Raw genomic sequence first — 13740 nt, forward strand, 5'->3', positions numbered from 1 at the left:
TTTTTGAGAATAAAGCACATTTTTGCAACGAATTTCGCAAAACGAGGTTGCTAATTCATAATTGATTTTGTATCTTTGCATTAATTTTTAATATATTAAAGATGCAAGCAGATAAATCATTGCGTGTTTACGATAGCCTACTTGATTTGATAGGCGATACTCCTCTTGTAAGACTTCATAAAATAACCAAAGACCTCAAAGGACAATTTTTTGCTAAAATTGAAGCTTTTAATGCCGGGCAATCATCTAAGGATCGTATTGCTGCCTATATCATCGACCAAGCCGAAAAAAATGGATTGCTCAAAGCTGGTAGCACTATCGTGGAGACCAGTTCAGGAAATACAGGGTTTAGTCTTTCGATGATAGGTGCAATAAAAGGATATCGTTGTATTATCGCTATCAGTGATAAATCATCTATGGATAAGGTTGAAATGCTTGAGGCTTTGGGTGCAGAGGTACATCTATGTCCGTCCAATGTAGCTCCTGATGATCCACGTTCCTACTATCAAGTGGCTAAACAAATCCATGAGAATACACCTAATTCCGTTTATATAAATCAGTATTTCAATGAGTTAAACATACAAGCACATTACCATTCCACAGGACGGGAAATCTGGGAACAAACACAGGGTAGGGTAACCCACGTGGTAGTTTGTAGTGGTACAGGAGGTACAATATCAGGTATTGGACGCTACCTGAAAGAACAAAATCCGAATGTAAAAATATTAGGAGTAGATGCGTATGGTTCTGCCATCAAAAAATATCATGAAACACGTGAATTTGACCCCGCTGAAATATATCCATACAAAATTGAAGGTTTGGGTAAAAACCTCATTCCAACCGCAACCGATTTTGATGTTATTGATGAATTTGTCAAAGTAACTGACAAAGAAAGTGCTTTGATGGCTCGTGAGATGGCTCGAAGTGAAGGTCTTTTCATGGGATACACTTGTGGAGCGGCTATGCAGGCGGTGAAACAATATGCCGAAATGGGTAAATTTGATGAAAATAGTGTGGTAGTGGTACTATTTCCAGATCATGGATCTCGTTATATGAGCAAGATTTACAATAACGAATGGATGAAACAACAAGGATTTCTGTGAAGTGAATGAATTACAGCATTGCTATTAGTACTTTTCGAGTACATATTTTACCATAAAAACAAGGATTGCGGATTTTGTGATTCCATAAAACAAAAATAATTTAGACATATGCCTTTCACAGCACAAGAACGAAAGGAACTTACCGCAATCAAAGGAATAGGAGATACTTTTGTAAACCGTTTGGAGCAAATGGGATTTGATTCAGTAGACAAACTTGCAGAAGCATCGGTCGATTTTATTCTGTTAGCAGGTTCACAAATTACCAAAAGTAGTTGCTATAAAAACAGTCCTCAAGCACGTAAAGCCACTGAAGAGGCAATCTATTGGGTAGAAGAAAAGATGAAACCCCTGTAGGAACAAAAATTTTTAAGAGTGTAAAACAAACATTTTCTGCCAGGAAGATACAACAAAATTACATTAAAATATAACTATAAGATGAAGGATTTATTTGAGAGAATTAAAGACAATAAAGGAAATATTGGGCGTTGGGCTTCTCACGCCGAGGGGTACTACGTATTCCCAAAATTAGAGGGTGAACTGGGGCCAAGAATGAAATTTCAGGGTAAAGAAATCCTGAATTGGAGTATTAATGATTATTTAGGTTTGGCGAATCATCCTGAAATTCGTAAGGTAGATGCTGAGGCAGCGGCCGAATATGGAGCTGCATATCCAATGGGAGCGAGAATGATGAGTGGACATACTTCGATGCACGAGGAGTTAGAGCGTCAATTAGCAGAATTCACACAGAAAGAAGCTGCTTATTTACTCAATTTTGGGTATCAAGGTATGGTTTCTATTATTGATGCTCTTGTAACTAAAAATGACGTAATCGTGTACGATGTTGATTCTCATGGATGTATTATAGATGGAGTGCGATTGCATTTTGGAAAGCGATTTACCTACAAACACAACGATGAACAGAGTTTCTTGAAAAACATTGAACGAGCAAAGAAAATTGCGGACACTACAGGAGGAGGTATTTTAGTTATCACCGAAGGTGTGTTTGGAATGCGTGGGCAACAAGGAATTTTGAAAGAAATTTTGGCTCACAAAGAAAAATATGGTTTCCGTATTTTAGTAGATGATGCTCACGGATTTGGAACACTCGGAAAAACGGGAGCTGGAGCTGGTGAGGAACAAGGCGTTCAAGATAAAATTGATTTATATTTCTCAACTTTTGCTAAGTCAATGGCTGGAATTGGAGCATTTGTATCTGGAGATCAACAGATTATCGATTATTTGAAGTACAACCTACGTTCACAGATGTTTGCCAAAGCCTTGCCGATGATTTTCGTGAAGGGGTCATTAAAACGCTTAGAGATGCTACGAACCATGCCTGAGTTAAAGCAAAAACTTTGGGAAAATGTGAATGCATTACAAAATGGTTTGAAAGCTAGAGGATTCAATATTGGAGATACGAATACTTGTGTCACACCCGTATTTCTAGAGGGCAGTATCCCAGAGGCAATGGCAATGGTCAATGATTTGCGTGAAAACTACCGTATTTTCCTTTCCATTGTGGTATATCCAGTGATTCCGAAAGGAATGATTTTGTTACGTATGATTCCAACCGCATCACATACCATGAAGGATATTGAAGAAACATTAGAAGCTTTTTCGGCTATTCGTGAAAAATTGCAAAGCGGTCAATATCGTAAACAAAATGCAGAACTAGCCGAACAAATGGGACATATGTAATTTCTTCCGATAGTAAACTTTTACTACATATAATTCCTTTCTCGGATTTTGAGTTGTCAATATTCTCAAAAATTCACGAGAGTATTTATTTATACAGCGAACTGTTTAATACGAATTTCTATATGGGACGAATTTAGTTCGTCCCAACATTTTTAAATGCTTGTAATCATTCCTACATATAACGAAATTGAAAATATTGAAGCTATCATTAAGGCAGTTTTTGACCAATCGGGAAAATTTCATATTCTGATTGTAGATGATAATTCTCCTGACGGAACGAGTCAAAAGGTTCGTGAACTTCAACAAATATTCTCAGAAAGACTCTTTTTGGAGGTTAGAACAGAGAAAAAAGGCTTAGGAACAGCCTATATTCATGGATTCAAATGGGCTTTGAGGCGTAATTATGACTATATTTTTGAAATGGATGCTGATTTTTCACATAATCCCGCCGATTTATTGCGATTATATACAGAATGTACCCAAAATGGGAGTGATGTTGCTATAGGCTCACGCTATGTGAAGGGAGTCAATGTGGTGAATTGGCCTCTTTCGAGGATTTTGTTATCTTACGGGGCATCCTTATATGTGAAAATTATCACTGGAATGAAAATTGATGACCCAACTGCAGGGTTTGTTTGCTATTCCCGAAAGGTAATAGAATCTATTGACTTGGATGGAATCGAATTTGTAGGCTATGCATTTCAAATTGAAATGAAATATAAAACTTACATTAAAAAATTTAAAATTTCTGAAGTTCCGATTATTTTTACTGATCGTGTGAGAGGAAAATCTAAAATGAATGGAAATATTATCAAGGAAGCTATTTGGGGAGTTATAGCTATGAAATTACGAAATATTTTCTAACTTTGCAGAGAGACTAAAATTATTGAAGTGATAATAGCGTTTATTCGAAATAGAATCAGGAGTTTATACTATGTTTTTGTAGGCATGTGGCGATTAATCCGTAAGGAATCTCCCATAATTGTGCATGTTACTATTACGCTGTTTCTCACTTTTTTAGGGTTTTATGTAGGCATTACACCTTCCGAATGGATTGTACAAATCATCGGTTGCGGTTTGGTGCTAACGGTTGAGAGCCTAAATACAGCTATTGAAGAAATTTGTAACTTCATTCATCCTGATTACCATAAAAAAATAGGTGATATTAAGGACATCGCAGCGGGAGCAGTGGGTTTTATGGTTGGTTCAGTAACTATCGTTTTAGCAATTATTTACTTTCCTTATTTCTTCTAAAAAAACATTAGAATACTCTATAAAGTATTCTATATCAGCAAAACCCTCAGTGCATTTACTACAAACAATTCTTAAAATTCGGTAAAATCTGAAAAATAAAGGTTTGTCTTAAAAGTTTATTGCGGTAATACAAAGATTTTTGAACCTACAAATTACTTTGTAGAACAGCAATTTTCTGTGAGATTCATCCCGCCTTTCATAGGATTAGGAACTTTAAACCTATCTACGCTTTGGAAATCATATTCTTCTTATGCTATATAAACTAGGTAAGATGCCATTTCTTTTATCAAACTATATTTTTTATACACTTTTAACTTCTCTCACAGCTGTTTAAATTATTAAAAATAGTTAATTTTTATATTTTATTCCATATTCATTTTGTAATTACACTTAACACATATAAACTTAACAACCTAAATATCAACATATTAATTAAACAAAAAAATGAGATGATATTTTTAATTACTTTTTAAAATAATTAGATATATCACAATATAAGATGAACAAAAATTGATATTTATCATTTTATTAAATAAAAAAATAAACATTCATCAATAAAATACCTTTTACACAGATTTAATTCACTATTTAGCTCTTTTTTTATGAATTTTTATTGTCAAATTTGTTTTTTACATAAAAAAAATAAACCTTTGCATCACTAACGTAAAAGAAATATAGATATGAAGCAAAAATTAATTTGGACGATGTCGTTGTTTTTCTTCGCTTTGCAATTCACATTTGCACAAGAAAAAACAATTACCGGTACAGTAAAGGATGAGTCAGGTCACCCTTTGTTAGGAGTAACTGTTACAGTGAAAGGTACCACTAAAGGAGTCGCAACTGATTTTGATGGGAATTATTCAATCAAAGCGAAAGTAGGAGATATTCTTCACTTCATTGGATTGGGATTAAGATCGGTGGATAAATCAGTTCAAGCATCAACAACTAAAATCGATGTTGTGATGGAAGAAGAAGTAGAACAATTGGAAGAGGTAGTGGTTACGGCTTATGGTACACAAAACAAATCTTCCATTGCAGGTTCTGTTCAAACCATTAAGGCTGAACAACTTTCTAAGGTTCAATCCGCAAATGTGATGCAATCTTTGGCGGGTAAAGCAGCAGGTGTTCAAATTAAAAATACATCTGGACAACCAGGAGCAGGTTCTGAAGTTCGTTTTAGAGGAATTGGTTCTATATCAGCGTCTAATAGTCCACTTTACGTGGTTGATGGGATTCCTTTTCACGGTGATATAGCTTCGATATCAGCACAGGATATTGAATCTATTACGTTTTTAAAGGACGCTTCAGCTAACGCTTTGTACGGAAGTAGAGGTGCTAATGGGGTGATTGTGGTAACAACTAAAAAAGGTAGTGGAAACAAAGTAAGAGTTACCTATGAAACAAAAGTAGGTGTAAACACTCGTGCTGTACCTGATTATGATGTAATTACAGATCCGAGAGAATATTATCAATTAGAATTCCAACGAAGAAAATTAGGATCTTGGGTTAAGAATAATAGTTTGACAGAAGTACAAGCAGCACAAAATGCGGCAACTTCTTTGGTGCCAAGTATAGGATATAACATATTTAATGTTCCTAATAATCAGGTTATTGACCCAGCAACAGGCTTGGTAAATCCCAATGCACAAATCCTTTATCAAGATGATTGGTATAAAGCATTGTTCGGAACGGGGTTCAAAACGGAACATTTTGTAAACTTAACCAGAGGAGGTGAAAAAACAAATACCTACCTTTCTTTGGGCTATTTAAATGAAGATGGATATGTATTGAATTCTGGTTTTGATAGAGTGGCTGTAAGAACGAATGTAGATTACAAGCTGACGGACAATATTAAAGTTGGGACAAATTTGAATTATGCTTATACATTCCAAAAAAGTCCACAAGAGGGTAAAAATTCAACAACTTTTTCTAATTTATTTTCTTGGACAAGGAATGCAGCGCCAATATTCCCTATATATGCAAGAGATAGATATGGTAATATGAGATATGATGCCAAAGGAAATATTATTTATGATTTTGGTAAAGGACAAACTCAAAATTTTGAAGGAAGTGCAACCAAAAGAGTTTATATTGAGAATATGAACCCATATGCAACTACTTTGAAAAACACTCAAACCAATGAAAGACATTCATTAGGGGCAAGGGCTTTTGCATCAATTGACTTTTTAAAAGATTTTAATTTCACATACAACATAGCATATGATTTATTTGCTGATAATAGATTGCGTTATGGTTGGGAAGTAGGTGGTGATTCGGCACCTTATGGAGGTTCGATCACGAATGGAGTTCGTTTTCAATCAACTTTGACAAATCAACAGTTGCTATCTTGGAAGAAAGAATTTGGAGCACATAGCATAGACCTTATGGTAGGACACGAAAGTTCTGATTTTCAATCAAAAATGTTAGCAGGAAATAAAACGAATGTAGTAGTTTCCGACAAGGTATTTATCTCAAATGCTACTAAATTTGGTTCTTTGAATGGATATAATGATACTTACCAAACGGAAGGATATTTATCAAAATTGAATTATGGCTATGCAGATAAGTATTTCGTAAATGCAAGTTACAGAAGAGACGCTTCAAGTGTATTTCATCCTGATAACAGATGGGGAGATTTCTATGGCTTTGGAGTAGCTTGGAACGTGACTAAAGAAAGTTTTTTCCCACATAGCAACACACTAAACAACTTGAAACTTAAAGCAAGTTACGGAGAGCAAGGAAATGATAATATTCTTTATCCGGACTATGTATCCTTTGATCATAGAACGCATTTTTCGTTCCGAAGAAACTATAAACCTTATTTAACTCAATATGACATAACTCCTGATGCAGAAGGAAATGCTTCTGTGCGTGAGGCGTATTTAGGTAACAAAGATTTACGTTGGGAAGTGTCTAAAAACTTTAATGTAGGTTTTGAAACTAAGCTATTTAATAGAGTTAATCTTGAAGCTGAGTATTTTGTAAGAAAAGTTTCTGATATGTTGTACAACGAACCTCAGCAACCATCTTCAGGAAATCCTACTATTTCCAGAAACATAGGAGATATGGAGAATCGAGGTTTTGAGGTGTCATTAGACGTAGATGTGATAAAAACACAAAATAGCAATTTGAATCTTTGGGCAAATGCAACCCATTATAAAAATAAAATAACAAGACTACCTGCTCCATTTACAGATGGTTATTATCGCTATGTGGAAGGAAAAAGTGCTTACACTTACTACGTTAGAGAATTTGTAGGAGTAGATGAAGCTGATGGTACAGGCTTGTGGAATAAAGGAGATGTTGATACTAACGGAATTGCGACAGGCGAGAAGACAACTGTGAAAGTTCACTCACAAGCAACTCAATATCTTTCTGACAAAACGGCTCACCCCGATCTTTATGGAGGTTTTGGTCTTAGTTTTAGTTACAAAAATTGGTCTTTCTCCACAGGATTTGCCTACCAAATAGGGGGATATATATATGATTCTGTGTATAATGGACTATTTGTACAGAATGAAGGATTTGGAAATAGCGGACATAACTTCCATAAAGATGCTTACAAAACGTGGAATTTTAATAATAGAAATGCCCAATTCCCAAGAATGACAACAGCTGATAGTCAACAATTTGGTGTTTCAGATTTATTTTTAACAAAAGCAGATTATTTGAGTTGGGAAGATATAAGTTTATCTTATAAATTGGCTATAAAAGAGATACAGTCTATTGGTTTAGAAAGTGTTACTTTGACTGCAACAGGAAGTAACTTATGGGTTTGGTCAAAAAGACAAGGTCTAGACCCACGAATGGTATCTTTAGGAACTGGGAATACTACCAATATATATAGTTTGTACAGAACCATTTCTTTCGGACTTACAGCTAAATTTTAATAAATTTTATAAAAAAATAAGTATATGAGAAAAATAGCATTTACATATATAAGCGTTGCATTATTAGCTTTAAGTTCTTGTTCTAAGGACTTTATGGATAAAGAACCAGAATCCTACATCTCAGATGAGCAAGTTGGAAGTTCTGCAGTTGCAGGAGCAGGTTTGTTGAAAGGAGTCTATGCGGGATTACGTTCTTATGGGATAGCAGGTTATGGAGGACACGAAGACTATGGACATAAATCAATGTTGTCCATATCTGACCTACTAGGAAATGATGTTGTTATGAACTCTCTTTCCTGGAACGGGTTTTATTACAATTACACAGGGCGTGTAACCACTCACTCTCGTTCTCATCTTCCTTGGTTTACATATTACATTCAAATTAAAAATGTGAATTCTATCATTAATAGTGTAGATGTAGCAACAGCTTCTACGGAAGTGAAATATAATCGTGCACAGGCTCTTGCTCTAAGAGGGTATTTTCATCTAATGTTAGCTCGTTTTTATGCTCCTACATATTTAGGAAATGAATCAGTTCATTGCATACCGATCAATACGGGAGAAGTCTCCAAAGTGAGAAATACAAATCAAGAGGTTTATGCTCAAATAGTTGCAGATTTAGAGGAAGCTGTTACTGAATTAAGTGGCTTTCAAAGAACATCAAAAGAACTTGTTAATCAAAGTGTTGCTCAGGCTTTTTTAGCTGAAACATACCTTGAGATGGGAAGATATGCTGATGCGGCTGACATGGCTAATAAGGCAAGGCAAGGGTATCAACTACTTTCGGAAGCTGAATGGAAAAATGGTTTCTACGACATCAATCAAAAAGAGACGATGTGGGGAGCTGATTTGAATTCTGAATTAACAACTTTTGTTGCTAACTTCTTCTCTCATTTTGATAACACAAACAGTGGATACTCCGAAGGAGGTAATATTGCAATTGACAAACGATTGTATGAATCTATCCCTAATACAGATTACAGAAAGACAGTTTTTGTTTCTGAAAAAGGAGGTGAATTTGATGGAGTTGAATATCCCGCATATACAAGTCTCAAATTTAGAGATTTAACCCCGAACAGAACTGAAGGAGATTATATTTATCTTCGTTCTTCCTTGATGTATTACATTGAAGCAGAGGGTCTTGCGAGAAGTGGCGATGAAGAAAAAGCAAAAGATGTTTTATTTGAAATTACTTCAAACAGGGATTCAGGGTACATACGTTCTACTAAAACAGGTGTTGATTTAATAGATGAAATTGTTTTACAAAAACGTATCGAAATGTGGGGAGAGGGCTATGCTTTCTTTGATTTAAAACGCTTAAACAAAGGGGTTGAAAGAAATTATACAGATTCTAATCATGGAAGTTTTGGTAAATTTAATATTCCTGCTAATGACGCGAAACTGTTAATTCAATTACCACAAAGGGAAATGGAATCTACTCCTACGATGGCTCCAAATAATCCTTAATCATAAAAAACAAGGCTACCCCGAAGGGTAGCCTTGTTTTTTTATTATACATAAAGATTGTTTGATAGAAATCTGTTATTTCTAGATTTTTTAAAAAAAATATTTGTACCTTCGCAATCTTGAAACAGATAATACAAAAAATATAGAAATCAATATGTTTACAGATAAAATTTTTAAAAAATACGACCTAATTACAGGATGGATTACATTTTCTATCTCGTTGATAGTATATGGGTTAACTGTTGAGCCAACTGTTAGTTTTTGGGATTGTGGGGAGTATATTTCTACTGCTGCGAAATTACAGGTAGGGCATCCACCTGGAGCACCCTTTTTCCAGATGATGGGGGCTTTCTTCGCTTTCTTCGCTCCTAATGCAGATAGTGTGGCTTTGTTTGTCAACTATATGTCTGTTTTTTCCAGTGCATTTACTATATTGTTTTTATATTTTATTATCACTAACCTCACTAGGAAAATTGTTACTAAGAACGGAGAAGCTATATCCACAGCTCAGGGAATTGCAATTTTAGGAAGTGGTTTTGTTGGAGCATTGGCCTATACTTTTTCTGACAGTTTTTGGTACAATGCTGTGGAGGCTGAAGTGTATGCTATGGCGATGCTTTTTATGGCAGCTATGTTTTGGTTAGGGATCAAATGGACAGATAACCTGCATAGTGAACGTGGTGATAAATGGCTGATTTTGATTTCATTTGTGATTGGCTTGTCTTTTGGAGTACATTTCATGGCTTTACTTACCATTCCTGCTATCGGGATGTTGTATTTCTTTAATAGTAACTTTAAAAAAACGTTCAAAAACTTCGTGATTGCCAATGTGGTTTCAATTGCTGTTTTGTTGTTAATTTTCAAATTAATACTTCCTTACACCTTGGCTTATTTTGGATATTTAGAAGTATTTTTTGTCAACTCATTTGGTCTGCCTTTTAACTCCGGAACAATCATCGCAGGATTGTCCGTAGCTTTAGCGTTTTTCTTAGTGCTACGCTATACTTATAAACACAAAAAGGTGTATTTGCAAACCATTACGTTATGTATTTTGTTTGTGTTGATTGGATTTTCATCGTGGTTAATGATCCCGATTCGTGCCAATGCGGATGTGGTAATTAATGAAAATAGTCCTACCGATGCTCGTTTGTTATTAGCTTACTACAGATTGGAACAATATCCTAAAACCCACCTATTTTATGGGCCTATGTATTCTGACAAATACGCTGATTTGGATGAAGAAAATCCATATGAAGACGGACAACCAAAATATGAAAGAGATTACGTGAAAAATGAGTATGTGATTGTAAACGACTATAAAAACACCGTGCAATCCCCTAACTCTAAACACGTTGGGCTTCTGCCTCGTATGTGGCATCCATCACATGCCGACAACTACATGCAAATCACTAACTATTTAAAATTCAACATAAAACCTGAATATTTTTCGCATAAGGAATTATATCAAGCAGTGGATAAATTCAAAAAAGATGTGGAGAGAGGTAGAATCAGTACAGCAGAATATGACCGTTTTTTGACTCGTTTTCGAGAATATTTAGATATCGAAAAACCTAGCTTTACTGATAATATGTACTATATGTTGAGCTATCAAATGGGATATATGTACTGGCGTTACTTTATGTGGAATTTTGTTGGACGTCAGGATGATATCCAAGGTAAGCAAGATAACCATGGACGTTGGCTCAGTGGTATTAAATTCATCGATGAAATACGTTTAGGCTCACAGGATAACTTGCCTTCCGATGTGCTGAATAACAAAGCACGAAACACCTATTTTTTCCTACCATTAATTCTGGGACTTGTGGGACTATGGTTTATGTATACCCATAGTGAGCGAAAAACATGGGTAATATTCGTATTATTTATGTTTACTGGATTAGCACTGAAGGTGTATCTTAACGAAAAACCTTTCGAACCGCGAGAGCGTGACTATGCGTTAGTAGGTTCCTTTTTCGCTTTCGCAATATGGATTGGAGTAGGTGTGTATGCTTTATTTGATATGATTAGAAGACATGTAAACCCTAAATTATCAGCACCTTTGGTATTAGTTCTAACCTTCTTATCGGTACCAACATTGATGGCGTACCAAAATTGGGACGACCATGATCGCTCTGGAAAATACTCAGCACAAGCAATAGCTCACGCTTATTTAGATTCAATCCAAGAAGATGTAGGGGCAATGATTTTTACCATTGGAGATATTGATACTTTCTTGTTGTGGTATGCACAAGAAATAGAAGGTTATCGCACCGATGTTCGTACCATCAACACTAGTCTCTTACAAACGGACTGGTACATCGACCAGATGAAACGCAAGGCTTACGAAAGTGATGCTATTCCATCTCAATTAGTTCACAGTCAGTATGCTCACGGAATAAACGAGGTTGTACACCACATTCCACGAACTGAAAATATTTGGAACATTAAGGATTTTATGAATTGGATAACGAGTGAAGACCCTAAAACCAAGCAAGAACTTACCAATGGAAGAACAATAAAATATTACCCAACAAATAAAATTCGTATTCCTGTTAACAAAGAAAATGTTCTGAAAAGCGGTTTAGTAAAACCTGAAGATGCGGATTTAATTGTAGATTATATTGATCTCACTTTACCTCCATATTTGGATAAAGCTCGCTTGGTAAAATTGGATATTTTAGCAAATAACGATTGGAAACGTCCAATTTATTTCACAGGTGGAAGTTCTGAAGATCAGGAATATATATGGTTGAAGGATTATTTGCAATTAGATGGATTTGTGTACAAACTAGTGCCAATAAAAACAGCAATCGATAAAGAAAATCCGTACGATATCGGGCGTATTGACACTGAATTGATGTATGACATTGTCATGAAATGGAAATGGGGTAATATGGGAAGTTCAGAAATATATCATGATATTGAAACTCGCCGAAATAGTAATGTTTTCCGTGGACATTTAGCACGTTTGATTGAAAAACTAATTGAACAAGATAAAATCGAAAAAGCAAAAAATGTACTGGATTTAGTTATGAAAAACCTACCTATGGAATATTATGACAATTATTTTTATTTAAATCCTTATATAACAAATTATTACAAAGTAGGTGAAGCTGAAAAAGGGCGTGCATTAGCAGAAAAAGTAGTGAAAAAATATCAAGAAGAATTGACTTACTATTTAAATCTGTCCGCCAATGAATTGTATGAAAATTATGCAAATGTCGACAGAACAATTCGTTTGTATATGATTCTTCTAGTTGAGATGGAGGAAGTTGACCCTACGTTCTACAAAGAGCAACAAGCCTTACTTCGTCAACTGATAGCTCCGCTTCTCAGCGAAGAAGAGTTGGAAGAATATGATCATATTCAAATGGAAATTCCTGAAGAACAGCAAGTAACCGAACAAAAAGAAACTGAAGGGGAACGATAAGCTACCTAAGTCTTTCTAAAGGGTATCGGACTGCCTTTTTATTTGTGGTTTCCTGAATCGACACGTTAAGTGAAACTAATAACATATTGTACATCAGTTAATACCCTATATCTACCACAAGCAATCCCGAAACTCGGTAAAAGAACCTGAAAATCAGTTCTTTAATATCGGCAATGTGGTGAATTAAAACTAAAAAACAGCCTAATTTTTGTCCATTATACCAATTTTTGTGATTTATTGCATTTAAGATATACTTTTATTTCGCGTACCTTTGCTCCAAAGTTAAATGTTTATACTTCATTGTCTTATGTGGTTATTTGACAAAGAAATAACATTTTTTTGAAGAGAGAAAGTTTTTTTACTTTCTCTCTTTTTTCTTTGGGTTAACCCAAAGAAAAAAGAGAGAAAAACGATCCCAAAAAATTGCACTTACCATTGGAATTTAAGAATAACCTTGGCTATCCTTTCTCTTTCTTCATCGGTCATATTGGAGCCTGATGGTAAGCAAAGTCCGTTGTCAAAAAGGGTTTCGGATACTTTTCCACCGTAGTAAGGGACATCGGCAAAGATGGGTTGCAAGTGCATCGGTTTCCACAACGGACGCGACTCTATATTTTCCTCTAAAAACTTCAAACGCAAGTCTTCACGATGGAACCCTGCTTTGTCCTCATCAATGACAATCGCCGAAAGCCAATGGTTGGAATAAAAATCCGAAGACAGCTCCGTAAACAAAGTTACGCCTTCTATATCTTTGAAAAGCTCTTTGTAAAAGTCGTGATTGGCTCTTCTTTGGGCAATCCTTTCCTCCAAAACTTCCATTTGCCCACGACCGATTCCTGCCGAAATATTGCTCATTCTATAGTTGTACCCAATATGCGAATGCTGATAGTGCGGAGCA

The 13740-nt window shown here is 35.3% G+C and carries 9 protein-coding genes; 8 read left to right on the forward strand and 1 reads right to left on the reverse strand.

From position 1 onward, the window contains the following. Positions 1–101: 101 nt before the first annotated feature. The 8 genes from capA to CCAND38_RS03235 all read left to right on the forward strand — a co-directional run bounded on the left by capA (position 102) and on the right by CCAND38_RS03235 (position 12842). Entirely contained in the window at positions 102–1103 is a 1002-nt protein-coding gene (gene capA, locus CCAND38_RS03200) for a cysteate synthase (RefSeq protein WP_042007680.1), read from the forward strand. 108 nt (positions 1104–1211) lie between these two features. Continuing rightward, the gene (locus CCAND38_RS03205; RefSeq protein WP_042343862.1) at positions 1212–1457 is read left to right on the forward strand and encodes a recombinase RecA; all 246 of its coding nucleotides are present in this window, start codon (positions 1212–1214) and stop codon (positions 1455–1457) included. An 81-nt stretch (positions 1458–1538) separates the two neighbouring features. Beyond that, the gene (gene capB, locus CCAND38_RS03210) at positions 1539–2801 is read left to right on the forward strand and encodes a cysteate-C-fatty acyltransferase (RefSeq protein ID WP_042007676.1); all 1263 of its coding nucleotides are present in this window, start codon (positions 1539–1541) and stop codon (positions 2799–2801) included. Positions 2802–2957: 156 nt separating this feature from the next. Next, positions 2958–3665 (forward strand): polyprenol monophosphomannose synthase, encoded by a 708-nt coding sequence (locus CCAND38_RS03215; RefSeq protein WP_042343863.1) that lies wholly within the window; start codon positions 2958–2960, stop codon positions 3663–3665. 30 nt (positions 3666–3695) lie between these two features. Continuing rightward, positions 3696–4055, forward strand: coding sequence for a diacylglycerol kinase (locus CCAND38_RS03220; RefSeq protein WP_369800750.1), 360 nt, complete (start codon positions 3696–3698; stop codon positions 4053–4055). Between the two features lie 680 nt (positions 4056–4735). Next, positions 4736–7945 carry a SusC/RagA family TonB-linked outer membrane protein gene (locus CCAND38_RS03225; RefSeq protein ID WP_052458104.1) on the forward strand — a complete coding sequence of 1070 codons (3210 nt, stop codon included), beginning with the start codon at positions 4736–4738 and terminating at the stop codon, positions 7943–7945. Between the two features lie 24 nt (positions 7946–7969). Next, positions 7970–9412: a RagB/SusD family nutrient uptake outer membrane protein gene (locus tag CCAND38_RS03230; RefSeq protein ID WP_042343864.1), complete on the forward strand. Its 1443-nt coding sequence runs from the start codon at positions 7970–7972 to the stop codon at positions 9410–9412. Positions 9413–9566: 154 nt separating this feature from the next. Further along, positions 9567–12842, forward strand: coding sequence for a glycosyltransferase family 117 protein (locus tag CCAND38_RS03235; RefSeq protein WP_042343866.1), 3276 nt, complete (start codon positions 9567–9569; stop codon positions 12840–12842). Positions 12843–13271: 429 nt separating this feature from the next. Here CCAND38_RS03235 and CCAND38_RS03240 read toward each other — a convergent pair. Continuing rightward, a partial coding sequence (locus tag CCAND38_RS03240; RefSeq protein ID WP_042343867.1) for a DegT/DnrJ/EryC1/StrS family aminotransferase occupies positions 13272–13740 on the reverse strand: 469 nt, incomplete at its 5' end.

The organism is Capnocytophaga canis (assembly GCF_000827555.1).
GTDB classification, from domain to species: Bacteria; Bacteroidota; Bacteroidia; order Flavobacteriales; family Flavobacteriaceae; genus Capnocytophaga; species Capnocytophaga canis.

Bases quoted from the DNA above. Each gene is read 5' to 3' on its own strand.
- capA (WP_042007680.1), top strand. From the start codon at position 102: ATGCAAGCAGATAAATCATTGCGTGTTTACGATAGCCTACTTGATTTG.
- CCAND38_RS03230 (WP_042343864.1), top strand. From the start codon at position 7,970: ATGAGAAAAATAGCATTTACATATATAAGCGTTGCATTATTAGCTTTA.
- CCAND38_RS03235 (WP_042343866.1), top strand. From the start codon at position 9,567: ATGTTTACAGATAAAATTTTTAAAAAATACGACCTAATTACAGGATGG.
- CCAND38_RS03225 (WP_052458104.1), top strand. From the start codon at position 4,736: ATGAAGCAAAAATTAATTTGGACGATGTCGTTGTTTTTCTTCGCTTTG.
- CCAND38_RS03205 (WP_042343862.1), top strand. From the start codon at position 1,212: ATGCCTTTCACAGCACAAGAACGAAAGGAACTTACCGCAATCAAAGGA.
- capB (WP_042007676.1), top strand. From the start codon at position 1,539: ATGAAGGATTTATTTGAGAGAATTAAAGACAATAAAGGAAATATTGGG.
- CCAND38_RS03215 (WP_042343863.1), top strand. From the start codon at position 2,958: ATGCTTGTAATCATTCCTACATATAACGAAATTGAAAATATTGAAGCT.